Here is a 24,997-nt window from a genome sequence, read left to right as displayed (position 1 = left end):
AGGCTTCCCATTTTATTAAAAAACCGACTTATTTAAATAATCTAAATAAATTTTATACCATGTTGCAAAGAGCGGACTGTAAGGAACTACAGTGATTTGCCCACCGAATCCAAATCGTTTAAAAACAAGCATGTTAATTGTAGTTGTCTTTAAGTCGCTTAATAGTTTTTCGTTCACTGTAATTCCATACTTTACTGCAGATTTAGCAGTAAGTGTATCTAAAGTCTTATACATTCTTTCAGTTCTTATTATATTTTTTAAGTCACTTTTAGCTTCATCAAAACCTAATGAATCAATAACACTGCCTTTTCTTTTATCCACCAATTTAATTAATGAATATCCATTATTATTTTTAATTGGGCCGAAGATTTCGCCGACTTTCAATTTATCGGCTTGTTTTCCAATTTCTCCTTTTTCTGTAACGGGAAAATAACCCAAATTGCCTTTACTCAGCTTCAGTGAATCAGTCTCATTGTAAATACTTGCTGCATCTTCAAAGCTCATTTTATTTTCCATTTCTTTCAATGCTTGAGATATTGTATCGAGATTATGAGAAAAAATTTCCAAGACTCTTACAGTATCCGGGGCATGAACAGTTTGGCCATTTTTTTCGTAAAAATCCAACGCTTCTTTATCATTAACATTTATTTGGCTAAAAACTTTGGTCATTAAACGGTTAGCCAAGTAAAAATCTTCCCACATTTTAAGGTTGTTTTTTACTTCTGGAAGTTCATCATAATGTCGTTTTTTGGCTTCTCTGGAAAGTAGTGAATTTTGAATATAGTTTGCTACATACGAATTAAATATTGTATGTAATCTTTTAGGTTCGATACTATCAGTCCAAAACGAAATTAGTTTCATTTCACTTAAAAATTGATTGACTGTAACTGGATCCTTCTTAAACTTTATGAAGACCGAATCTAATTTAGTTGACAAGCTCTTTTTTATAGAATCAATATCACTTTCATTTAAGTCAAATTTATTTTTGGGGGATGATTCATCTGAATATTTAGCGGTAAACCGCCTAAGCAAATGTTTATATATTTCATCGAAAAGATTTCGATTTGCATTAATTACAATTCCTTTAAAAAATTTCTTATAGAAATTTTCATAAATAGCATCTTCTTGACGGGCACGAATTACATTTTCTATTTTTTTAAGGTCTTCTTGTGTTAAGTCTTGTTTTGTTTGAACATCGTAAACCTTACAAATATACCAACCTTCTTTCAGTTTAATTGGAGAAGTAAACTGACCGGGGAAAAGTTTATACACAGAATCTTCAATAGCTTTATTCATAGTTCCAAAAGTTACTTCCGATGGCTGAGGTTGTTCTTTGTTTTCAGGTCTAATGGATAATAAAGAATCAAATGATAACCCCGCTTTTAGTTTATTATAAATTGATTCGATTTCATCTCTATTTTCAGAAAAAATAAATTTTGTTTTTAGTGTTCGGCTGATTTTAAACTTGCCTTCGGCAATTTCATTGCTTGAAATTTTCACCTTGTCTTTTATCTCTTTTTGATATAGAGCATCTCTTAAGTAAAGATCAGATAAATATTTCATCACGGTTTTAATTTCTGGGGTATTTTGTATTCCTAATTCTTTGGCTTTTTGTGACAAAATTTTTTCAGCTAATAGGGTATAAAGAAAATCTCTTTTAGTTGTTGCAGAATCAAAAGCCGTTTCTGTTCTAGCATGAGGTGAGAATTCAAATCTTTTTAAGAATTCATCGACAGTAATTTCTTCATTGCCTGCTTTTGCAAGCACACTGTTACTTTGTGCGTAAAGATGCAATGATAATAAAAGAAATGAAATCATAATCAAGATAGTTTTCATGAGTGTACTTTTTAGTTTTTTTTGCAAACTGAAATTTATATGATTACAAGTATATTGAATAGAAAAATCAAATAAAAGAATCGCAATAATGTAAATAAGGTAACTTAAGCAGATAAGCAATGTGAAAAGGAACGTCTATTACAAGACAGTGTGTAATTAATTATTAATTTTTCTTTTCTAAAAAAACACCAATTAAAAATCCAGCTATTATTGTAGCGGACACTCCCACAAGTGTATACCAAGTCCACGCAATTATTTTAAGCGAAATAACAATTATCATAGTAACAATGCCGATTGTAAATCCAGCAAGAGCTTCTTTTTGTTTTGTTTTTTTCAAGAGTATTCCTAAAAGAAAAGTGCCAAGCAAGCCGCCATAAGTAAATGACGCAATACTAAGTGCAAGCTCTACAACAGCCTGAGAAGTATTCATAAAAAATAAAGCTGCAAGAACCAAGAGTGCTGCCCATAAAATAGTTATCATGCGAGAAATTTTTAGTTCATTCTTATTAACAATACTCCTTTGAGCATTTAGATTAGAACTAATCTTATTTTTTAAGGGAATGAATAAGTCAATCATTGTTGAAGAAGAAAGAGAACTCATGGACCCGGCAAGAGTAGACATTGCGGCAGCAAACAAACCAGCAATAATAATTCCAGTTACTCCAGGTGGAAGCACCTCAATTATAAATTTCGGAAAAATTTCATCTGGTTTTGCATTAATCTTACCGTAATAAGCGTAAAGCATAACCCCTACAATTAAGAAGATTGTAAACTGAATAATTACAATTACTCCGCTTCCAATTATTGCTTTTTGACTATCTTTAAGTGTTTTAGTTGTTAATAATCTTTGCACGATTAGTTGGTCAGTTCCATGAGAAGCCATCGAGAGAAATGCACCGCCTATTAATCCACCAATTAAAGTATATGGCTGACTAAAGAAATCACTTATCCCTTTATCCATTCCTAAGTTAATTATTGAAAATTTATGCTCTGTCTCAGCTATTGAATAAATTCCGTTCCATCCGCCTGGAATTATATTTAATAAAAATATTGCAGCTATAATTGCACCGCCAAGATAGATGAACATTTGAACTACATCAACCCAAATTACTCCTTTTACGCCACCAGTGTATGTGTAAACTAGTGTAACAATTGCAATTATAATTATTGCTAATGGATAGCTTATATTCAACATTAATTTTAATGGAATTGCAGTGGCAAATAACCTAACGCCATCTGCAGCCGTACGAGTGAAAAGAAAAATAATAGACGCAAATGACCTTGTCTTTGCACCAAAGCGATTTTCAAGATATGAGTAGGCTGTTTTTAACTCTCCTTTCTGATAAGCAGGAAGAAATATAAAAGCTACAACAATTCTACCTAATAAATAACCAATTGTAACCTGGAGAAAATTTAAGTTGGCCGAGTAAGCTAATCCTGGAATTGAAATAAAAGTTAAGGTGCTCGTTTCAGCTGCAACAATTGAAAAGCAAACTGCCCACCAAGGAACTGACTTTGAACCTAAGAAATAATCATCAACTGACTTTTGTTTACCACCTGAAATTATCCCAAAAGCAGCGATAAAAATTAAATAACCAACTATAATGATATAATCTACGGGATGACCAGCCAATAAAAATTCCTTAATTATTTTTAAGGCGTGATAATTATTTCTTAAAACTACATACTTAATTTAATAAATTTATTTATTCTAATTCATATTTACGTGATAATTTAGTAAGCTTAATATGTTTATCATATCTGTCCAATATATTTTTTATTTCGTCTCTAAATGGACTTAATCTATTTCTTTGTTCTTTATCCTATAAATATTTTGTCCTGACGGGACAATAAAGCTTTGATTATCCTTAAACCAATGTAATCCCTTTAGGGATTATATAATTATAGAACAAATAAATATCAAACTGAAGTTAAAAGTCCCGTATGGACGAGATAGGGTTTGATTTACAAGACAAGTAGAATAGTCCAAAATCATGAAGTTTTCTAAATTTATTTGGTAATTCATCCCTTCGGAATTTGATTTCAAAATTATTTTGGACAGCAGTGATGTTTATTAAAAACCGATATGTTTTTAGTATCAGACAATAGCAAAACCTTTTGAATAAGCTAAAAAGGTTTTTTGTTAAAGGAGAGAATTGTTACTAAGGTTATAAAAAAGAATATTAATAAGTTTTATGCCAATTCTCTGTATTCTAAACTTTCATAACAAAAAGCAATATTAAATCATAAACCACATCTCTGAAACCGACAAAAACCACAAATCCTTTTTGACATTATTGAGTTATTTTAAAATCTTTAATAAGGGAATTTGCGATTGCTGTAGCAAAACTATATTTAACCCAAAAATACATGAGAATTCATGATAATTTATTATTTACTATTTATTAATTATTATTTGTTCGATGTAATTAACCTAAATAGCAAAATTTTATTAGATAGAAAGGCAAACTTTTCTAACATGATAATCGCAAGCTGATGAAAAACTTGCATTTAACATTTTAATTAACAATTAGGTATACTGTCATGAAATTCAACATTACAATTCTTATTGCTTCTTTTGCATTTGCCTCATTAATATTTTCACAACAAACTAACACAAGCAAAATTTTTAACAACAATGCCGATCAATGGGTTGAGAGCATTCTATCTAAAATGACCATAGAAGAAAAAGCGGGACAAATGGTTTTTCCTGAAGTTTTTGGAAAATACATGAGCGTTGACAGTCGCGATTACAAACGCATAGAACATTTAGTAAAAGACTTACATGTTGGCGGATTAATATTTTTCAACAGTAATATTTATGATCAAGCTGTCTTAACCAATAAATTGCAATCAATTGCAAAAATACCTTTATTAATTGCTGCTGATTATGAAAGAGGGGTAGCACAAAGTGCTGTCGATGCTACAGTTTTTCCATACAATATGGGAATTGGAGCCGCTGATGACACAGAATTAACATTTCAAATGGGCAAAATAATTGCAGAAGAAGGAAAAGCAATTGGAGTCAACCAAGATTATGCACCCGTTTCCGATGTAAATAATAATCCTTTAAATCCAATAATTAATGTCAGGTCCTTTGGCGAAAATGTTGAACTTGTTGAAAGATTGAGCAATGCTTTTTTAAAAGGCATTCAAGCAGGTGGTATGATTGCAACCTCAAAACACTTCCCCGGTCACGGCAACACCAACATTGATTCGCATCAAGAGTTACCTTTAATTACATCCTCAAAAGAAGAATTAAGAAGGTTGGAATTAGCACCCTTTAAATCAAATATAGAAAATGGTGTCATGTCGGTAATGATTGGACACCTTGAAGTACCTGCATTTGAAAAAGAAAAAAACTTACCTTCAACATTGTCAAAGTCTATTGTTACAGATTTACTTCAAAAAGAAATGGGATTTAAAGGATTAATAGTCACAGACGCATTAAATATGCATGCTATAACCAATTCATTTTCTACTGCAGAAGCTACTGTTAAAGCGGTTCAAGCCGGCAACGATTGTATACTTTTCCCAGATGACCCTGAAGAAGCTATCAACGCAATTATTGAAGCTGTTAAAAAAGGCGACCTTACTGAAGAACGACTTAATCACTCAGTAAGAAAAATTTTGCTTGCTAAAAAATGGGCGGGTTTGAACAACAAAAAATTTGTTGACATTGATGATATTGCCAATCATGTCGGCATAAAAGAACACTGGAATATATCCGTCAAGCTTGCTAGAAAATCAATCACTCTTGTTAAAGATGACAACCACTTAATTCCTGTTCTTGCAGATGCAAATAAAAACTTTTTACACATTATAATTTCTGACGAAAATTATTCCGGAAATCATACATATTTTGACAATCTTTTAAAAGAAAGATTATATCACTTAAATACAGATTTATTACCAATTAATTCCGATGATAAAGACTTCGAGAAAACAATTGCAGATACAAAAAATGCCGACGAAGTTTTTATTTCTATTTATTTAAAGGTAAGAGCTTTTTCAGGAAACTTAGGTTTAACCGAACCTCAAATAAAATTAATTAAAGATGTACTAGCACTAAAAAAGCCTACAGTTATTAGCTCTCACGGAAACCCTTATGTTCTTTCATTATTCCCGGAAGCACCAACTTATTTATGCAACTATGGCGACACCGAAGTTTCTGAGGCTGCATTAGCAGAAGCAATTTTTGGTGAAATACCTATTACAGGCAAACTCCCTATTTCTATACCAAATACAAAGTACATTTACGGTACAGGAATAAAATTAAAACAAACTGCCCTCCGAATGGAAAATGAGTTTAGTTCATCTGCAGATAATAAATTTAAATTAGTTGATGAAGTAATAGAAAAAGCAATTAAGGACACTGCTTTCCCCGGCACTTCCCTTTTAATAGCTAAGGACGGCAAAATCATCTACCAAAAAGGCTATGGACATTTGACTTATGATTATACTTCGAGAACCGTAACACCCAACACAATTTATGACCTCGCTTCTGTCTCAAAAGTAATTGCAACGACTACTGCAACTATGATTTGTATTGATAGAGGATTATTTAAGCTCGATGACAAAGTTTCAAAATATATTCCTCAATTTGCTGAGAATGGAAAAGAAAATATTACAATCAGAAATCTGCTTTTGCACAACAGCGGTTTGCCGGCTTATAAAAGATATTATGAAATGTATGATAATGCAGAAGATGTATTGAACGATATTTACACAACTAAACTTGACTATCCAACCGGGACAAAAACAGTGTACTCAGACCTCGGAATGATTACGGTAGGAAAAATTATTGAAAAAGTTACCGGTAAAACATTAGACCAGTTTTGCAAAGAAGAAATTTTCAATCCACTTGGCATGACCAGCACTTTTTACAATCCCCCGGCAATTTACAAAGATAGAATTGCACCAACTGAGAATGATAATTACTGGCGTCATCGACTTTTAATTGGTGAAGTGCACGATGAAACTGCATCGATGCTGGGTGGAGTTGCAGGACATGCTGGATTGTTCTCAACATCAGGTGACCTTGCTAAGCTACTTCAAATGATTCTCCAAAAAGGGTATTATCAAGGTAAAAAATTTATTGAACCACAGACAGTCGAATTGTTTACAAAAAGGCAATCGGAAGAAAGTTCACGTGCTTTGGGATGGGATACTAAGTCTGAAAAAGGTTCTTCTGCTGGCAATCTTTTCAGTCCAAATTCCTATGGTCATACTGGTTACACAGGTACTTCGGTTTGGACTGACCCTGAAAGAAAATTGATTGTTGTATTTTTAACAAACCGGGTTTATCCGACAAGAAACAACTTAAAAATCTTAAATGTGCGTCCAGCACTGCACGATGCCGTGATTAAATCTATTACTGGTTTATTGTAATAAATTTTATTGCAACAAAAAAGAAGTTATTGCCAGTAAACTCAGAATCATATCTGTCCAATATATTTTTTATTTCGTCCCTAAAGGGACTTAATCTATTTCTTTGTTCTTTATCCTATAAATATTTTGTCCTGAGGGGGCAATAAAGCTTTGATTATGCTTAAACCAATGTAATCCCTTTAGGGATTATATAGTTATAGAATAAATAAATATCAAACTTAAGTTAAAAGTCCCGTAGGGACGAGATGGGGTTTGATTCACAAGACAAGTAGAATAGTCCAAAATCATGAAGTTTTCTAAATTTATTTGGTAATTCATCCCTTCGGGATTTGATTTCAAAATTATTTTGGACAACAGTGCTAAGAATAAAAATTTGATATTAATTTATAAGTTTAGTAAACTTGTTATGTATTATGATTAGCAAATAAAAGTGGAATCATGAAGGTACTTATAGATATAAAAGACAATAAAGCAGATTTTGTAATGGAACTACTTAACAATCTTCCCTTTGTAAAAGCTAAGAGAATTTCTCCGCAAAAGGCACTGCTTATAGGAGAAATAAAAAAGGCCGTAGAAAACCTAAACCTTGTTAAAAAGGGAAAGCTTAAAACCCGTCCGGCTAAACAGTTGGTAAATGAATTATAAAATTCGTTCAATATCATATAAAGTTCACTTTATACCGCCGTTTAGCAAGCAATTAAAAAGATTAGCAAAAAAATATCCTTCATTAAAAGCCGATTTTATCAAATTAATAGAAAAGCTGGAAGCCGCCAAACTCAAGGGAAATCACTTGGCAATCATTGTTATAAAATCCGCATGGCTATTGGCTCCAAGGGGAAAGGCAAATCTGCCGGGGCAAGAATTATTATTCACATTCAACATTCTGATAACACGGTTTTTCTACTTACTATTTATGATAAATCCGAGCAAGAAGATCTTTCCGACAATGAATTGAGATACTTGTTGTCCTTTATTCAATAAAGAAGAGGTTAAGAGGTATTGAAAAACAATTAAGAAATAATAAGCTCATTTTTATGAAAAAAATATTTTACTTAATAATTCTTTACTCATGTTATTTCACCGCCTCTTATTCCCAGGCTCAGACTGCAATTGATTCTTCCATCGCCATACAGCAATTAACCCCGGGAATTTTTCACAAACACATCTTCGATAAAAAAGATACACTTTCAATTCATGTTGTTAGTCTCAATCTAAAAAATAATTCTTACACGGTTGTTGCCGTGAAAGGAAACGATACTCTTTTAGGCAGAGAAACCACAAGTTCCATGGTTAAAAGAATTAACAGGAATCATAAAGTTATTGCTGCTATCAATTCAGATTTTTTTAAAATTAAATATGGTGGTGAACCGGAAAACAATCTTGTTATTAACGGTGAATTTGCTAAAGGAACTAAGATAACCGATTCAGATTACGACACTTTCGATAATGTTCACTACCAATTTGCTATAACAAAAAACAATAAACCATTTATTGAAAGATTTCAGTTTGAAGGCAAAATTATTACAAAAAGCGGAATGGAATTTAAAATTAACAGGGTCAACTCTCAGACAGACAGTAACACTATTACCCTCTACAATCATTATCAAGGTTATGCTACTCCCTCTAACAATAAATGGAAAAACTTAGAAATAAGATTGACAAAGCTGACTACAAATGGAGATACTCTTTTGTGTAAAGTTACAGGCAATTGGCACTTTGGCAATACTAAAATAAACCGAAATAATTATATTTTATCGACAAACTTTAAGATGGCGGATAAAGTTAACTCAGTTATACATCATGGTGATACATTACAAATACTTTTAAAATTAATTCCCGATTTAGGAAAAATTTTTACTGCCACAGGCGGGTGGGGAAGAATAGTTTATAACGGTAAAAATGTTGCCGACTCAACAGATATTTTTGAGGGCACTTTCCCAAAATTCTCTGTAACTAAACATCCACGAACTGGAATTGGTTTTTCAAAAGACAGTACAACTATCTATTTATTCACAGTAGATGGCAGACAAGAATCAAGCAGCGGTGTATCTTTGAAACAATTTGCTGATATTATGATTAAAGAGGGTGTTTATCAAGGATTAAATCTTGACGGAGGGGGTTCAACAACTATGGTTATTAATAATAAGGTGGTAAATAAACCCTCTGATAAGGGGGGAGAAAGACCCGTAGGAGTTTCCATTGCAATAATTAAACAAAAAAATTAGAGGGTACTTTATGAAAAATTTATTAATAATATTAATTTGTTTATCACTTTCCAGCATCCTAATTGAAAGCAAAAACAAGGATGCAAACAAAACTTCGGTAGTAACAGGAGCAGATGTTCTACTAACCGAAAAAATAGACCTTCTCAAAGGAAAACATTTAGGATTAGTTGTTAACCACTCATCATTATTATCTGATGGCACCCACATAGTTGACGCACTTTATAAACAAAAAGAAGTAAAAATTGTTGCTTTATTCGGTCCAGAACATGGAGTAAGAGGAGACACTACAGGTGCAATTGAAAATGCAGTCGATGCAAAAACAGGAATTCCAGTTTATTCTTTATATGGCAAAACGTATAAACCAACACCAGAAATGTTAAAAGGGATAGACTTATTAGTTTTTGATATTCAAGATGTAGGTGCACGATTTTACACGTTCATCTCTACATTAGGATTAGTAATGGAAGCAGCAGCTGAAAATCATATTCCAATTATTGTGCTTGATCGCCCAAATCCTATTGCTGGTTTATACGTTGATGGTCCTGTCACTGAGGATACTCTTAAATCTTTTGTTGCTTTTGCACCAATACCTATTACTTATGGATTAACAATTGGCGAACTTGCAAAAATGTACAACGAATCTGGTTGGTTGAAAAATAAAGTAAAGGCTGATTTAACAGTTATCAAGATGAAAAATTGGAAAAGGAATATGTGGTACAATCAGACAGGATTAACATGGATTAAGCCTTCACCAAATATGCCATTTCTTTCAACTGCGATTGTTTATCCTGGGACATGTCTTTTTGAAGGAACGAATGTTTCGGAAGGAAGAGGAACTGAAAAACCCTTCGAGTATATTGGCGCATCATGGCTTGATGCAGATAAAGTGATAAATGAACTTAAAAAGGTGAACTTACAAGGAGTATCTTTTGAGCCGATTGAATTTACTCCCCAGTGGTTCAAGTTCAATGCTCATCCACCTAAGTATTATAATGAAAAATGTAATGGAATATATGTACATGTGATTGATAGGAATAAATTTGAATCAGTTAAAACAGGCGTTGCTTTACTTTGGGCAATAAAGAAAGTGCATTCCGATAAATTTGAATGGCGAAAAACAACAATCGACCGTTTGGCAGGTACCTCAAATATTCGCTTACTAATTGACGAAGGAAAAACCCCAAACGAAATATTTAATTCTTGGGAAAGTGGATTAGAAAACTTTAAAAAGATACGTGGTAAATATTTGCTTTATAAATAAATTTATCATAATACTATTTTATTTGTTAATCTATCAAAACGAAAAAGGCATCCTCAAGAGATTGAGAATGCCTTTTCAAATAGTTTATAAGTAGTACCATCAATTAAGAAAGACACGTGTACCGAGTTGTATTGTTCTTGCTAAGTAAGCATCTGTAGCTTGACCAAAATTAGAATAAGGATTTCCCTTTGCGTCAAACTTTCTTCCAAAATAACTTGCCGCATTGAACCAGTTGCCAACGTTATAAGCCTCTAAGAATACTCCTATCCTGAATTGATTAATGGAGAAAAACTTTGTTACTCTTAAATCCAACATCTTATACCAATTTCTGATTTTAGATGCTGATGGCACTGCCGTTTCTCCTCCCCTAATCCAATCATCACTAAAATTATTATCATCATTTAAGTCTTGTCCAATATATACGCTGTAAGGAGTTGGGCTTGCCAGAGTAGCTATTCCACTAATTTGAAATTCATAAGGGAGATTAACTGAAAAATTCAAAACAAAGCGATGGCGTTCATCGTAAATACTTCTTTTTTCATAAAAAAGATCTTTTAGATTGTAGGATATACCATCGTTATTAGTATATGCCCAAGAAAGAGTGTAAGATAACTGAGCAAAAACATCTTGGGTTCGGTATGAAATTGTTGACAAAAATCCATACCACCAAGCTTCCCCGAAGCTGTCGTACAGCCGTATATCACTATATTTGTTGGTTAGAATTCTTTGTTTGATACTAGGTTTATAGTAGTTAGCATTATAAGCTTTAAAAATATTTACATAATGTTTGTTAACATAATCAATGCCTATTGCCAAGTTCTCGGTAAACTGATGACCTACTCCTAATGACCATTGATCAATTCTTGGTGTTTTAATATTCTTATTAATCATATAAATTGATGGACTAGCTGAACCACCGCCACTTAAAACTTTTTCCCTTAATACATTTGGGTCGGTCGTTCCGGGATTTTGGAAAGTGTACATTCCCCAGTTAGAATACAAGTATTCAAAATAACCAATATATCCAACTGTTCTATCATAAAATAATCCGTATCCGCCTCTTAAAATTGTAAGTCCATTGTTAAATAAATCATAATTGAAATTAATTCTTGGTGAAAAGTTTGCAAGCTGATTTTTTCTATCACCTCTATTAATATATTCAGATGGTATATTAGAAGTTATTACAGGATCATTTGCCCACCTGACAGTATAATCATTATTTAACATATTCAAGTCGGCATCCCATCTTAGACCGAGATTAAGCAAAAGTCGGTCATTAACTCTCCAACCATCTTGTATATAAGCACCTAAAGCCCAACCGTGGCTCTCACCCTTAGCATCATTGGTTGAATTAGGATTCGTCATACCGATACCAATAGTTCCTTGATAAGGGGCTTTACTAGTATCTGTAGCAAAGAGAAATTCTCCATCTTTGTAGTATGGGAACCATGGGGCTGCATTGAGATTAGTTATTTTCAGACCAGCCTTCATAACATGGTCGCCAAAAGTAAAAGTAAGTTTATCTACCAAAGTAAAATGATCTTCGTTTAACTGAATAGGAAAAGTAGCTCTTCCTAATGTAATGCTTGGATATATATATGCTGGACCCGAAGAGATAGTGGGTTCATCGTGTCTCCATGCAAGGTACTGAAGTATCAACTGATTGGTCATATTGCGATTAAAAATATGAGTATGTTCAAGTTGTAAATCGCTTACAGTATATTTTCCAAAAAGCCCTGCTTGATAAGCTACTGTACCACCAAAATAAAACTTAGATTCTGTATGTCTGAAATTCCATGATAAATTAAAAAAGTTATTTTCATCTTGTTGATAAGTTATTTTTGTTGCTAAAAGATGTGTTGTCCGCGGCGAATCAAAATCGCCTGCATACTTAGACCATATATCTGGGTTGTAAGCAGGTCTGCCTGGATTGACCGTTAGTACATTCACAGCGTCATTTAGTTCATAAGTAAAAGCAAAAAATAGTTTATCTTGGATTAATGGACCTGATAATGACAACCCAACCTGTTTTCTGCTATAATCTGGAACTTGCTTTTGAAAAGGACCCCTGTTAGTAAGACTTTTGTTTTCCAAAGTAACAAATGCATTCCCTTTCAAAGTATTAGTTCCTCGTCTAGTAACTGCCGAGACAAGGATTGAACCACCTCTTGTGTATTCTGCATCATAAGCATTCTGAATTATCTTAAATTCCTGTATAGCATCTTGTGGTAAAGGAGAAGCAGTTTGTCCTAACCCCACTATATTCCCATTAAAATTACTTTTCCATTCGGTTCCATTTACATACAAATTAATAAAATTATAAGATGAGATTGCACCTGAACTAGGATAAGATCCGCCGTAACTTTTAACCCCAGGTGTTATTGCTCCTAAATTTAATATGCTTCTTGAGTCAAGAGGTAAATTCATAATCTGTTCACTTCGAACAGTACTAGAAACATCAGATTTTTGTAATTCGAATTTGGGGGCTTGAGCTACAACTTCTACTGTGCCGAGTTCAATATTTTTAGGAACTAGTGTAAAATTCAATGTTGCATTTTGACCCAACACTAATTCAATTTTTTTTGTACTTGCACTAAACGCAACATGCTGAACTTTAACTTCATAGTTGCCTGGGTTCAATCCAATAAAATGATAAATACCATTATCGTTTGTAGTTGTGCCGCGACTTAACCCAGCTTCCAAATCCACGACTAAAACAGCGGCTGCTGGTACAGCATTTCCTTCATTATCTACTACTTTACCACTTAAATTTGCTGTAGCAACCTGCGCATAAAAAAAGCTTGATATAAAAAGCTCTACAATTACCCCCCAGAAAAGCGGTAAGAATTTCTTCATAACCTACCTCCTTTTTTATTTTTTTAAATAACGCACTTAATGTGCATTGCTATAGATTTAATAACTTATTAAGAAAATGATAAATAGCATGCAGATGATCCATATGGTCTGGTGCAGAATTACCAGCAAAACCCATAATCATAAAATGATTTTTTCTAGCATAACTCAACTGCTGCATTCCTAGTGGACCCCATTTCAAAATTGGTTTTCTTCTCATTTTCAGCTTGCTCAAAATATAATCAGTTGCTTCAGTTGTACTAACAAAAGTACCAGGAAAAATTTCCGAATGAGTAATTAAAAATTTCTTTGCACTTTTTTCTTTAGAGGCTTCTAAAGCAAATCTTAGAAATGCATCAAAAGCGCTTGAGTCAATTTTTCCACCTTCCGATAATACTTTTCTATCTGGAATATAGCTAGCATGAAGACCGTCAAGCAATAAAACAGCATCAATATCCTCAGAATGTGTTTCAAGTAATTTCTTAATTGCTCCGTATCCTGCACTGAACCCGGTAAGAATGACTTTCTTTAATGTGGGTTTAACTCCAATTTTATATTTTGTTTTTGCAATAACAGAATCTATAATTCTCTTAAAAAGTGTACTATCTTCAAATTGATTATAGTAACGTTTTGAACCACTACCAAGATTTAAAATTGCTGCTATAATACTACCATTATACTTATCTGCTGCGTACTTAACAATATTTGGATTGCCATGAAAGTGAATTACTAGATCAAATTTAGATCTTTTTTGTGATTTTTTTGGAATGTATATTTCAATAGGTTTGCTCGTTAGACTATCAATACTAAAGCTTATACCTTGAAATTTAGTTTCGAAAATCCGCTCATGTTTTCGCGTGTAATCAACCATTGGTGAAGGATTCTGTAAAGCAACTTTAGAGCTATCTTCTTGTGGAAAAGTACTCGAATATCCCAGTATTAAAGCCAAGATTATTACTCTTATCATAATTCCACTTTACTACTTTTTCACGTTGGTGAATTTATCAACCATCTTTATTGATGGTACAGGTCAATTCTTTAAACCTTATATCTAAATAATAAATTTGGCATAAATACGCAAGTATTTTTTTATAATTACGATAATTCATGTACAATTCCACGTCTAATAGCGCAGAGAGCCTTACTTATATCAATTCTTTACATTAAAATTTTATTAATTTTATAAGAAGTCACCCTGTGAATTTCTCATTATTCACATAATATAAAGAGTTTTTTACAGGGATATTGTTAAGTTCAAAACCAATATGACTGATATAGTAAAGTTATTAATAACCCAAATTTTCCACCAACCTGCTGGCAAGTTAGGAAAATGGGAATTCATCCACGAAGTGTTGCATTCGCATAAAATATCCACAGCCTGTCGAGGTTAACCCCAATTTGTAAGCCATGGTTGTCAATGGCTGATGTATCGAAATTCATTTTAATGAATTTTTTGGGGATTAATTAAAAATTACTAGGAAACTTCAAGATAACTTTACCTCAAATGATAGATGAGGTGTTCTACCACAATTAAAAAGATAGAGATTAGCACATGCATAAAAATTTTTTATAGAGTTCTTACAGACTACTTAGCTCTATTGTACTTTACGCATGTTCCACGTATAATTAAATCAGTTTCAATTAATACACTTTTTGGCTTAAATTCTTCCCCCTTAATTATATTTTCGAGCAGAATTGACATACAATGCTGGCTTATTAATTGTGTTGATTGGTCAACACAACTTAACGGAGGTGAAAGAAGTTCAATAGCTTTAGCATTGCCGAAACAAATAAGATCAAGGTCATCTGGAATTTTAAGACCTACTTCAGCTGCTGCCGCATAAATACCTAACGCAATTGGATAAGTAGCTGTAAAAATAAAATCTGGAAGGTTTTTTTCTTTATATAATTTCATAAAAGAATTATATCCGTGCTTTTCGCTATAGTCACCCTCAATTACCCATTGAGGATTAATTTTAATCTTGTGCTTCTTCATTGCATCTTTAAAACCCAAATAACGTTCGCGACCAATATTTATATTAGTATACCCAGCAAAGTGACCTATTTTTCTATAACCTATTTTAATTGCGTGTTCAGTTGCTTTAAACGCACCTCCTCTATCATCAACTGCTACTTTGTTTATGTTTTCCATATCAGGAATTCTATCAATAAATATTAGCGGTACTCCTCTCCTTTTGACCAATTCAAATATTGATGTGTCACGTGTTTTTTCTGATATAGAAATAATAATGCCGTCTACCTTCATTGCCAGCAATGTTTGTATCTGCCTTTTCTCTCGTTCATTATCTTCTTGAGATATTGTTAAAATAACTTCATAGCCATTTTCTTCTGCGATGTCATATATACTTTCAATTATTGATGCAAAAAAGGAATGTTCAATTTTAGGTAAAACAACACCGATAGTATTAGATTTTCTTGCAGCAAGGTTTCTTGCAATTATATTCGGCAAGTAACCTAACTCAGCAGCTGTTTTTTTTACTAACTTCGTCGTTTTAGGTGATATATCAGGATGATTCCTAAGTGCCTTTGAAACTGTAACTGGAGTAATGTTAAGTTTAGCTGCAATGTCATTTAATGTAACAGGTTTCTCTTTCAATTTACTTCTTTGTTTAATCTAAAATTATTACTCTATTATCACCTTATTAAAATACAAAAAATTTTCTGAATAGTAACCGCTTACTATTTTTGGCTATATGAATTAACCATTGCATACCGGAGTTAAAATCACACAATTGGATAAAATAATGTAAATTGTATTATTCCTATTTTTTAGCATAGAATTTAATTGATAATTTTAGTTACAAAAATGAAAAGAGCAACCCAAATTTTTTTATACAAGTCAACTGCTTCTAAAGGTTTGTATTAGTTTAATGTTTTGAAACAACATCGATAATTTATAGTTTCTACTGAAGGCATGCCTGTTTATAGTGCGTGTTGCAGAACTCTGGATTGGTGCTTTGGAGTGACAAAGAAATTTATAATAAAAAAGAGATTAGTGTTATCATGAAGATGTCCTTGAGTTTTTCATCAAGGCAACTGAAATATTTTTACTACAGATCATTAATGTCATTGCAGACGAAGTGAGTGAAACAATCTCAAGCACAAAGCTGTTTAGTCGCCCGTCTTTATGTTAGAGATTACTTCGTCCAGATAAAAAACATCGGAACTCGATATGACAATGGAAAGTCAACCAACGAGACCAGATGCAAAGCTGTGGTACCCAGACAGCACAAGCTGGAAAATAGCTTGGATTAAAAATTCTTTGAAGAAAAAAATTAAAGATAAGGTAATAAGGTTAATCTTCATTCTTGTTTTGTGATGTTACTAAGGTTATTTAATAAATAAAATAAGAATTCACCCACAATGAGAATTCACCACCTACGAATGGGAATCCATCACTTCGTGGGTGGTGAATTCCCACACTTCGTGGTAAGGTTTTGTTTATAGCATAATTGAGTCAAAAGCTCGTCAATTTCCTGACTAAAAGTATTATTACTCTATTGAAATCTTATTAGCTTGTTTATAAATCATATAAAATCATTTCAATTGTAGGGTTCAAGGGTTGCTGTCCATTAGTCCTCCGTGAAATCTCTGTGGTTCTCCGTGTAACTAATAAAGAGATAGCCGATATTTCGACCAATCATGTTTTTACAGTTATTGCTAACGAACCAAGTGATTGAAGCAATCACGATAAAAAGGTAAGATGATAAATTCTTTGTAGTAGGAAATTACTTCCCTTGCTATTGGCGAGTCGCAATGAAGGTAAAATGATTTTTGCAGTATTAACTATGATAATTCAACTGGCACAAAGTTAGTCATTTTTACCACGAAGTGGTGTATTTCCATGATAAATCGTGCAGCAGAGTCTATCAACAGATTCTCTAAAATTTTACTTTAAATGCTTTATTATGGCCTATCATACTAAGAGAAGTTTTATGGTAAAAAGAGAGTCGTATCAATTTAGCAGTTTTTCTATTGTTTAATTGAGAACTTATACATAGTTCTTTGAATATACCTTTGACCTGGCTCAAGCACAACGGGTGGAAAATTTTTATGATTTGGCGAATCTGGGAAATGTTGAGCTTCTAAACAAAAGCCAGCTCTAAAGCTATAAATCTTTCCCTCTTTACCTATTATTGATCCGTTCAGGTAATTCCCAGAATAAAACTGTAACCCCGGTTGATCACTATGAATACTTAACAATCTTCCGGATACAGGTTCAAATACTTCAGCAACTTTTCTAACAGAGTGATTGTAATCATTTAGCACAAAACTATGATCGTAACCATTTGCAAAAGCTAACAACTCGTTTTTGTCATTTATGCGCGCCCCCATCTCACGAAATTTTCGAAAGTCGAACGGAGTATTATTAACATTAATTAGCTTTCCCGTTGGTGTTAAGTCTTCATTTATATCAACTATATAATCAGCGTTAATTTTAATCTGGTGCTCCAAAATTGTTTTATCCGCTGAACCAGATAAATTAAAATATGAATGATGAGTGGGATTAAGTATAGTTTTTTTATCAGTCTCTGCAATATACTCAATCTGCAGCTCATTATTTTGAGTAAGGGTATAAATTACCATTATCTTTAAGTTACCAGGATATCCTCCTTCTCCATCATGACTATAATACTTTAGTTTTAATGATTGGTCTGAATTGTAAATAAAAGGTTCAGCGTCCCAAACAACCTTGTGAAATCCTTTCGTTCCGCCATGGAGATGATTTAATCCATCGTTAAGTTCTAGTTGGTATCTTTTACCGTTTAATTCAAACTGCCCTTTATTAATTCTGTTAGCATACCTGCCAATTATAGCTCCGAAGTAAAATTTATCATTAATGTATGCTTTAAGATTATCGTAGCCTAACACTATATCATCATAAATTCCATTTTTATCAGGTACTAAAATTGAAACGACAATTGCGCCGTAATTAATTATTTTTACTATCATACCTTTAAGATTACTTAATGTGTAGATGTAAATTTCATTCACATCATCAAGCTTACCGAAGAGTTCTTTTTTAATCATAACCGAGACCAAATTTTAATTCATACATTCTTTACAGTACCTTTGTTTAGCGTATACATAAAATTTATATGGGAAAAAATTCCGACACAAAACTTAATAAAAATGATAAGAAAATTGATTTGATTATTGCCATTGAAATGTTTTAGCCGCAACCTTAAGAACCGTTTTACGTTTTAATTCTGGGAATAATTAATATCCCCCCAAAAATTTATATATGATAAAATAACTGCAGAGCTCTTTTGGGTATCTCTGAGTTTTAATTTAAAGTTCTGTAAAAAACTTATTTTTATTGTGTTGTAATTTCCAAATCCGCTATAAGCTTTACTGGATTTTTAAGAGTAAAAACAACTGGGCATCTTTGCAAAGCCATTTCTTCAGCTTGTTTAATTTTCTCTTTTGGTTCATCGCTTATCACATTTAGTTTAACTCTTACCTCTTCCATTATTGGTAAGTCGCCCAAGCCAAAAACTTTTGAAAAGTTTATACTTGCTTCAACTTTTGTAGTCAACTTTTTTAATTTTAGTCCTAACATTGCAGCCATAGTTGCGAAAGTTCCTGTGTAACAAGATGCAAGTCCAAAAAAGCAATAATGCAAAGGACCGGGCAAAGATCCTGTACCACCCATAAAAGATGGGTTATCAACTTTAAATTCTGTTTCACCGCCTTCAAATTTAATTTTTGAAACAAATTGAGTTCCGCCTTCTTGTAATATCCACTCACCTTCAATGACTTGTGTTTTTTTTGCAGCAGCTGAGTCATTTTTAATTATTTCTTCAAAGGATTTTATTCCATTTATATTTACGTTATTTATTTTACTCATCCTTTTCCCTCTAAATTATGTTTAACCAACTTTTTATATATAGGAATAATGATTCTTAATTTCAAATACTTTTTTGATAATTGCTCTTTGAATTCCGAGGTGCTTTAACATACGCATCTGCTTGAAATTATTTTACAACTGTTTGGAATCCCACCCTATTCAAGTTAAAATAAATAATTATTGCTGCAATTAGGGCAATTAGAATAAAAGAAAGCCCAGCAATAAAATCTGCAAAGATTATTTTTCCAATCCCAAATAAAGCAGAGTAAACCATTATTACTCCTAAGATCCAATTAATAATTAGTCTTAAAAATCCTTTCTGTGTTTTTATTTCAGGTAACTTATCAGATATTCTTTTCCAGCCTAATCCACCAGGATAAGTTCTTTTGTAGAATTCAATAAGCTTAGTTTCAGATACTGGTTTTGTAATATATGTAGCAATAATCCATATTATAGTAGTACCTAAAACCGTAGGGTATAAAGTAAGAGGCGGTTGCAAACCGAACTTATAACGAGCTATTGGATAAATAATTAGTGGTGCAACCATAGCAGTAATTTCAGACCAAGCATTAATTCTCCACCAATACCAGCGTAAAATAAGAACGGCTCCCATCCCTGCACTTGCATTAATAATAAATTCCCACGCACCAGAAATTGTTGTTAAAACGTATTTTGTAAGAACCAAAGAAAATAGAGTAGTAACAAGAATTGCAATACGAGAAATTTTTACATAATGTTTTTCATCAGCACCTTTAGTAATAAATCTTCTATAAAAATCATTTATTATATACGAAGTGCCCCAATTTAATTGTGACGAGATGGTAGACATATAAGCAGCTAAAAAAACAGCGATTAGCAGTCCTAATAATCCTTCAGGTAAATATCTTACCATTAATTTAGGGTACATAACTCCCGGGTCGACTGTATTTTCATATTTCTCATATACATCTTTAAACTCAGCTGTTTTATAAATTTCATCATTTGAGTTCAGGAGTGATTTATTATTAAAAGCTTCCACAACTTTTGAGTACAAGAGTGGGTTTTCGTGTTTAATTTCATCCACACTTTTAGTGCGAGGCATAATTATAAGTGCTGCAAGGGCAACTAAAATCCAAGGCCAAGGTCTAACTGTATAGTGAGCAATAGTAAACCAAAGAGTTGCAAACAGGCTATGTTTTTCATCTTTTGCTGACATCATACGCTGCGCAATATAGCCGCCGCCGCCCGGGTCAGCACCAGGATACCAACTTGACCACCATTGTAAGCCTACATAAGCAATAAAAGCTCCTACACTTAAGGCAAGCACGCCGCCTGTTATGCCTTCAGTATTTATATCTGAAATCTTAGGAAAGAAATCTAAAACTTGCGGAGCCAGTTTTTCTTTCATTAAAACTACTCCACCAACTTGAGGGAGGTTTACAACTATTACAGCAAGTATTATGCATCCTACCATTGCAAACAAAAATTGAAAACTATCTGTTCTTGCTGTTCCTAATAATCCAGCCGCCGAGGCGTAGATAGCTATAATTACTGCTATTATTGCCACAAGAAAAAACGCATCGTAGTTTGGGAAAACAACACTAAAAATTTTCTCCATTGCTTTATTTACCCAGCCAATAACGATTGAATTCATAAGCAGGCCCAGATAAAGCGCTCTAAAGCCTCGTAATACCGCTGCAGGTTTTCCCTCATAACGCAACTCAACAAACTCAACATCGGTCATTATATTTGCTCTGCGCCACAACTTAGAAAAAAGAAAAACAGTTAACATAGCTCCAATACACATGTTCCACCATAGCCAATTACCTGCAATTCCATTACGTGCTACAAGTTCTGTTACAGCTAAGGGTGTATCTGCTGCAAATGTAGTTGCAACCATTGCGGTGCCAGCTAAATACCAAGGCAAATTTCTCCCCGAAAGGAAAAATTCACCCGTATCTTTTCCTGCTTTTCTTGAATAGTACGCAGCAATTAGAAACACTATTAAAAAGTAGACTACAATTACTACTATGTCAATAAATTGTAAATGTGTCATAAATTTAATTAGCCCTTTGTTTACCAGAAATTAATTAACAGCATTACTCATTAGCTCAAATCAACACTGTTAAGTCAAATTTTTAAGCAATGTTTCTGGCGGTAAGTTTTCTGCTTCAATATCTTTAAAATATTTAACAGTGCCTACCTTTAATTCATAAGTAGCTGCTTCATCACAAATAATAATGGCTTTTGGATGCAGCTGCAAGGTACTAATAGTCCACATATGATTTACACCTTCTTCTACAGCTTTAGCTAATGCTCTTGCTTTGTTTAACCCGCTTACAATTATCATAACTTCCTCAGCATCTAAGATAGTTTTAACACCGACAGTTAATGCCATTTTAGGTACTTTATTAATATCGTTATCAAAGAATCTCGAATTAGCTATTATAGTATCCATTGTAAGCGTTTTAATTCTTGTTAATGAACCAAGTGAAGAGCCTGGCTCGTTAAATGCAATATGGCCATCAGGACCAATCCCACCTACAAATAATTTAATACCTCCAGCCTCTTTAATTTTTTTCTCGTAGTCCTCACATTCTTTCTGCAGGTTCTCTGCATTACCGTTAAGAATGTTTACAAATTTTCTGTCAATATCGATATGATTAAAAAAATTATTCCACATAAAAGAATGATAACTTTGAGGATGGTCCTCCGGCAAACCAACATATTCATCCATATTAAAAGTAGTAACATACTTAAACGAAACAATTCCCGACTTATTTAATCTGATTAATTCTTTATACATACCAATAGGTGAAGACCCTGTGGGCAAGCCCAATACAAATCTTTTTGATGAAGTAGGATTAAAGTTCAATATTCTTTTTACTACATAGTTAGCTGCCCACTTAGAAACCATTTCGTAGTTCGGCTGAATTATTAACCTCATTTTTGAACCTCCACTTTGTTAGAAAATGAATGTAAAAAATAAGTACAAAGAGTCCGTGAGTAAGCACATTTCCTCTGTTTTCGAGTTGCAAATTATTAATTTATTCTTTGTTAATACAGATTATATTTTACAATTATTTTTTGTTGCGTAAGATGGTATTTTTTTTATTGTACAACTTTAAGGTGAGATAATTACTCCAGTTTGCTAATAAAGTTATTTTAATTAATGAGATTTCTAAAAAGCCGAACCAATTGATATTTTTATCGAGTTAATTCACAATTAATTAAATAATCCTTTTATCTTAATCAATTTTTACATCCACAGTCCATCAATAGAAAGATATCTTTCGCCAGTATCGTAATTAAACGTTAAGATTTTTTTACCTTTTGGTATATCATTTAATTTTTTAGAGACTGCTGCGAGAGCTGCTCCAGTTGATATACCTGCAAATAATCCTTCTTCTTTTGCAGCGCGTTGTGCAAAATTGAATGCTTCTTCTTTTGTAATTGTGATTACTCCATCGAGTAATTTAGTATCTAATATCTTAGGGATAAAACCCGCTCCCAAACCTTGCAGCCAATGTGGACCAGGTTCACCACCAGAAAGAACAGGTGAATCCGCTGGTTCAACTGCAAATACTTTTAATTCAGCAAAGTTTGACTTCAATACCTTACTTACACCTGTTATATGACCTCCAGTACCAACGCCCGTTATTAAATAATCAATTCCTTCAGGGAAATCATTTAAAATTTCTTGTGCTGTAGTTTTAACATGTATTTCTACGTTAGCATAATTTTCAAATTGTTGAGGTATCCAAACTTTAGGATTCTTAGCAGCAATTTCATTTGCTCTTTCAATTGCACCTTTCATCCCTTTTTCACGAGGGGTCAATTCTAATTTTGCACCATAGGCCATCATAATTTTTCTTCTTTCAATTGACATCGACTCCGGCATAACTAATATTAATTGATAACCTTTAACAGCCGATACTATAGCTAAGCCAATGCCTGTATTCCCTGATGTTGGTTCTACAATTATACTATCTTTTTTAAGTATGCCTTTTTTCTCTGCATCTTCAATCATTGACAGTGCAATTCTATCTTTAATACTTGCGCCAGGATTTGCTCGTTCGAGTTTAATCCAGACTTCATGTTCGCTGCCAAAGAGTTTATTTATTTTTAAATGAGGTGTTTGACCAATTGTCTGTAAAATATTTTCTACTTTCATTTTTATACTCCATTTTCAAATTATAAAATCAATTGTTTTTTCTAATTCAATATTACTGCGAACTCTAACTTCGCTTTTGTTATAGACAACGGAATTTGGCGGTATACTTTGAGTAATCCATGCATTTCCACCAATTACACTTCCTTTTCCTATTACAGTACTCCCGCCAAGAATTACTGCTTGTGAATAAATTATCACTTCATCTTCTATTGTAGGATGTCTTTTTGTTTGCGATAAACTCTTATCTACACTTAATGCACCTAATGTAACACCTTGATATAATTTCACGTTCTTGCCAATAATTGTTGTTTCGCCAATTACTATTCCTGTTCCATGGTCAATAAAAAATGGCGAATCAATTGTTGCACCGGGATGAATATCAATTCCAGTTTTTTCATGCGCATGTTCAGTCAAAATTCTAGGTATTATTGGAACCTTAAGCTTGTAAATTTCGTGAGCTATTCGGTAAATCGTAATAGCTAAGAAACCGGGATAAGCAAGTATAACTTCATCAATACTTTCTGCAGCCGGGTCACCTTCGTAAATAGATTGAGCATCTTGCCAAAGCATTTTATTAATAATTGGAATTTTTCGTATAAACATTTCAGCAATTTCTTCTGTATTGAATGGCGCCAATCCATTGAGTAGCTTTATTAGCTGAATAAGATCTCTTTTTAATAGCTGCAACTTTGAAATCACATCATCTTCCGTTAAATAAACTTTATTAGAAAAGTGAGGGAACAAGAAATCAATTATGCTATTAAGGTATTCAATAGCTTCTATTTTCAAAGAGGCTGTACAAGAATGAGTTTGTCTTTTTGCTAATAATTCTTTTGCAAATGCATTAAACACGTTTTGATTTACTGTTTCCATTTAACTTCCCTTTAATAAAATTAAAAAATATTTTAAGGATAGAAGTAAGGATGTAAATTAGTTACAACAACAGATGCAATTGTTGTAAAACGTAGGTCTTACGGCAAGTTGTTCGAGAGGCTTTAACAAAAACAAATTGTCTGAAACAAATAAAATGAGTTCCATTACTTAATCACATAATTTCTTAGTCCAAAAATGGTTTGTTTTTCAAAAAAGTTCAACTACAATAAATAAAAAAAGCGGCAGTGAAGCCGCTTTAGTGTTGCTAAATAATAGACATTATATTATTTGACAACTTTGACATCTTGCGCCTGAGGTCCTTTTGGTCCATCACCAACAGTGAATTCTACCTTTTGACCTTTTTCAAGGGTTTTATATCCGTCTTGTTCAATTGAAGTAAAATGAACGAATACATCACCACCTTTAGAACGCTCGATAAAGCCATAACCCTTTGCAGCGTTAAACCATTTCACGGTTCCGCTTTCACGCTCTGCCATTAAAAACTCCTATAGATATATTACTATTATTGTTGC

18 protein-coding genes are annotated in these 24,997 nt (G+C 32.9%); 6 read left to right on the top strand and 12 right to left on the bottom strand.

Features of this window, described 5'->3' with window-relative positions; genetic code table 11:
* Window positions 1-15: 15 nt before the first annotated feature.
* Entirely contained in the window at window positions 16-1,863 is a 1,848-nt protein-coding gene (locus ABRY23_04025; protein MFA3782212.1) for a peptidyl-prolyl cis-trans isomerase, read from the bottom strand.
* A gap of 136 nt (window positions 1,864-1,999) precedes the next feature.
* Window positions 2,000-3,469 (bottom strand): sodium:solute symporter, encoded by a 1,470-nt coding sequence (locus ABRY23_04020; protein MFA3782211.1) that lies wholly within the window; start codon window positions 3,467-3,469, stop codon window positions 2,000-2,002.
* A 911-nt stretch (window positions 3,470-4,380) separates the two neighbouring features.
* Here ABRY23_04020 and ABRY23_04015 point away from each other — a divergent pair.
* The 5 genes from ABRY23_04015 to ABRY23_03995 all read left to right on the top strand — a co-directional run bounded on the left by ABRY23_04015 (window position 4,381) and on the right by ABRY23_03995 (window position 10,713).
* Window positions 4,381-7,227 (top strand): glycoside hydrolase family 3 N-terminal domain-containing protein, encoded by a 2,847-nt coding sequence (locus tag ABRY23_04015; GenBank protein MFA3782210.1) that lies wholly within the window; start codon window positions 4,381-4,383, stop codon window positions 7,225-7,227.
* Window positions 7,228-7,665: 438 nt separating this feature from the next.
* On the top strand, window positions 7,666-7,872 hold the full coding sequence (locus tag ABRY23_04010; GenBank protein ID MFA3782209.1) for a hypothetical protein: 207 nt from the start codon (window positions 7,666-7,668) through the stop codon (window positions 7,870-7,872).
* Window positions 7,873-8,043: 171 nt separating this feature from the next.
* Window positions 8,044-8,208, top strand: a complete 165-nt coding sequence (locus tag ABRY23_04005; protein ID MFA3782208.1) for a type II toxin-antitoxin system RelE/ParE family toxin — start codon at window positions 8,044-8,046, stop codon at window positions 8,206-8,208.
* Window positions 8,209-8,261: 53 nt separating this feature from the next.
* Window positions 8,262-9,452, top strand: a complete 1,191-nt coding sequence (locus ABRY23_04000) for a phosphodiester glycosidase family protein (protein ID MFA3782207.1) — start codon at window positions 8,262-8,264, stop codon at window positions 9,450-9,452.
* A gap of 10 nt (window positions 9,453-9,462) precedes the next feature.
* Window positions 9,463-10,713: an exo-beta-N-acetylmuramidase NamZ domain-containing protein gene (locus ABRY23_03995; GenBank protein MFA3782206.1), complete on the top strand. Its 1,251-nt coding sequence runs from the start codon at window positions 9,463-9,465 to the stop codon at window positions 10,711-10,713.
* A gap of 99 nt (window positions 10,714-10,812) precedes the next feature.
* Here the strand turns inward: ABRY23_03995 and ABRY23_03990 are convergent, their stop codons facing one another.
* The 3 genes from ABRY23_03990 to ABRY23_03980 form a co-directional block, all read right to left on the bottom strand.
* On the bottom strand, window positions 10,813-13,569 hold the full coding sequence (locus ABRY23_03990) for a carboxypeptidase regulatory-like domain-containing protein (GenBank protein MFA3782205.1): 2,757 nt from the start codon (window positions 13,567-13,569) through the stop codon (window positions 10,813-10,815).
* A 49-nt stretch (window positions 13,570-13,618) separates the two neighbouring features.
* Complete coding sequence (locus ABRY23_03985; GenBank protein ID MFA3782204.1) at window positions 13,619-14,533, bottom strand: hypothetical protein; 915 nt, start codon at window positions 14,531-14,533, stop codon at window positions 13,619-13,621.
* A gap of 618 nt (window positions 14,534-15,151) precedes the next feature.
* Complete coding sequence (locus ABRY23_03980) at window positions 15,152-16,183, bottom strand: LacI family DNA-binding transcriptional regulator (GenBank protein ID MFA3782203.1); 1,032 nt, start codon at window positions 16,181-16,183, stop codon at window positions 15,152-15,154.
* 576 nt (window positions 16,184-16,759) lie between these two features.
* Between ABRY23_03980 and ABRY23_03975 the strand changes: the two genes are divergently transcribed.
* Entirely contained in the window at window positions 16,760-16,906 is a 147-nt protein-coding gene (locus ABRY23_03975; protein ID MFA3782202.1) for a hypothetical protein, read from the top strand.
* Between the two features lie 653 nt (window positions 16,907-17,559).
* Here ABRY23_03975 and ABRY23_03970 read toward each other — a convergent pair.
* From ABRY23_03970 to ABRY23_03940, 7 genes are all read right to left on the bottom strand, one after another.
* Window positions 17,560-18,618, bottom strand: a complete 1,059-nt coding sequence (locus tag ABRY23_03970; protein ID MFA3782201.1) for an aldose epimerase family protein — start codon at window positions 18,616-18,618, stop codon at window positions 17,560-17,562.
* 286 nt (window positions 18,619-18,904) lie between these two features.
* Window positions 18,905-19,438, bottom strand: a complete 534-nt coding sequence (locus ABRY23_03965; GenBank protein ID MFA3782200.1) for an OsmC family protein — start codon at window positions 19,436-19,438, stop codon at window positions 18,905-18,907.
* 127 nt (window positions 19,439-19,565) lie between these two features.
* Window positions 19,566-21,473 carry a sodium:solute symporter family protein gene (locus tag ABRY23_03960; protein ID MFA3782199.1) on the bottom strand — a complete coding sequence of 636 codons (1,908 nt, stop codon included), beginning with the start codon at window positions 21,471-21,473 and terminating at the stop codon, window positions 19,566-19,568.
* Window positions 21,474-21,542: 69 nt separating this feature from the next.
* Window positions 21,543-22,364 (bottom strand): glucosamine-6-phosphate deaminase, encoded by an 822-nt coding sequence (gene nagB / locus ABRY23_03955; protein MFA3782198.1) that lies wholly within the window; start codon window positions 22,362-22,364, stop codon window positions 21,543-21,545.
* 312 nt (window positions 22,365-22,676) lie between these two features.
* The gene (cysK, locus tag ABRY23_03950) at window positions 22,677-23,591 is read right to left on the bottom strand and encodes a cysteine synthase A (GenBank protein MFA3782197.1); all 915 of its coding nucleotides are present in this window, start codon (window positions 23,589-23,591) and stop codon (window positions 22,677-22,679) included.
* 15 nt (window positions 23,592-23,606) lie between these two features.
* Window positions 23,607-24,464 carry a serine O-acetyltransferase EpsC gene (gene epsC / locus ABRY23_03945; GenBank protein ID MFA3782196.1) on the bottom strand — a complete coding sequence of 286 codons (858 nt, stop codon included), beginning with the start codon at window positions 24,462-24,464 and terminating at the stop codon, window positions 23,607-23,609.
* Between the two features lie 284 nt (window positions 24,465-24,748).
* Window positions 24,749-24,961, bottom strand: coding sequence for a cold-shock protein (locus ABRY23_03940; GenBank protein MFA3782195.1), 213 nt, complete (start codon window positions 24,959-24,961; stop codon window positions 24,749-24,751).
* Window positions 24,962-24,997: the final 36 nt, after the last annotated feature.

Source organism: Melioribacteraceae bacterium 4301-Me (genome assembly GCA_041538185.1).
Taxonomy (GTDB): domain Bacteria; phylum Bacteroidota; class Ignavibacteria; order Ignavibacteriales; family Melioribacteraceae; genus Pyranulibacter; species Pyranulibacter aquaticus.
The sequence above is the reverse complement of the archived record's forward strand: the minus strand, read 5'-3'. Positions and strand labels throughout refer to the sequence as shown.

What these genes read in the sequence shown, in the direction of transcription:
- ABRY23_04015 (MFA3782210.1), top strand. Translation starts at nt 4,381, where the DNA reads ATGAAATTCAACATTACAATTCTTATTGCTTCTTTTGCATTTGCCTCA.
- ABRY23_04010 (MFA3782209.1), top strand. Translation starts at nt 7,666, where the DNA reads ATGAAGGTACTTATAGATATAAAAGACAATAAAGCAGATTTTGTAATG.
- ABRY23_04005 (MFA3782208.1), top strand. Translation starts at nt 8,044, where the DNA reads ATGGCTATTGGCTCCAAGGGGAAAGGCAAATCTGCCGGGGCAAGAATT.
- ABRY23_04000 (MFA3782207.1), top strand. Translation starts at nt 8,262, where the DNA reads ATGAAAAAAATATTTTACTTAATAATTCTTTACTCATGTTATTTCACC.
- ABRY23_03995 (MFA3782206.1), top strand. Translation starts at nt 9,463, where the DNA reads ATGAAAAATTTATTAATAATATTAATTTGTTTATCACTTTCCAGCATC.
- ABRY23_03990 (MFA3782205.1), bottom strand. Translation starts at nt 13,569, where the DNA reads ATGAAGAAATTCTTACCGCTTTTCTGGGGGGTAATTGTAGAGCTTTTT.
- ABRY23_03985 (MFA3782204.1), bottom strand. Translation starts at nt 14,533, where the DNA reads ATGATAAGAGTAATAATCTTGGCTTTAATACTGGGATATTCGAGTACT.
- ABRY23_03975 (MFA3782202.1), top strand. Translation starts at nt 16,760, where the DNA reads ATGACAATGGAAAGTCAACCAACGAGACCAGATGCAAAGCTGTGGTAC.
- ABRY23_03970 (MFA3782201.1), bottom strand. Translation starts at nt 18,618, where the DNA reads ATGATTAAAAAAGAACTCTTCGGTAAGCTTGATGATGTGAATGAAATT.
- ABRY23_03965 (MFA3782200.1), bottom strand. Translation starts at nt 19,438, where the DNA reads ATGAGTAAAATAAATAACGTAAATATAAATGGAATAAAATCCTTTGAA.
- ABRY23_03960 (MFA3782199.1), bottom strand. Translation starts at nt 21,473, where the DNA reads ATGACACATTTACAATTTATTGACATAGTAGTAATTGTAGTCTACTTT.
- nagB (MFA3782198.1), bottom strand. Translation starts at nt 22,364, where the DNA reads ATGAGGTTAATAATTCAGCCGAACTACGAAATGGTTTCTAAGTGGGCA.
- cysK (MFA3782197.1), bottom strand. Translation starts at nt 23,591, where the DNA reads ATGAAAGTAGAAAATATTTTACAGACAATTGGTCAAACACCTCATTTA.
- epsC (MFA3782196.1), bottom strand. Translation starts at nt 24,464, where the DNA reads ATGGAAACAGTAAATCAAAACGTGTTTAATGCATTTGCAAAAGAATTA.
- ABRY23_03940 (MFA3782195.1), bottom strand. Translation starts at nt 24,961, where the DNA reads ATGGCAGAGCGTGAAAGCGGAACCGTGAAATGGTTTAACGCTGCAAAG.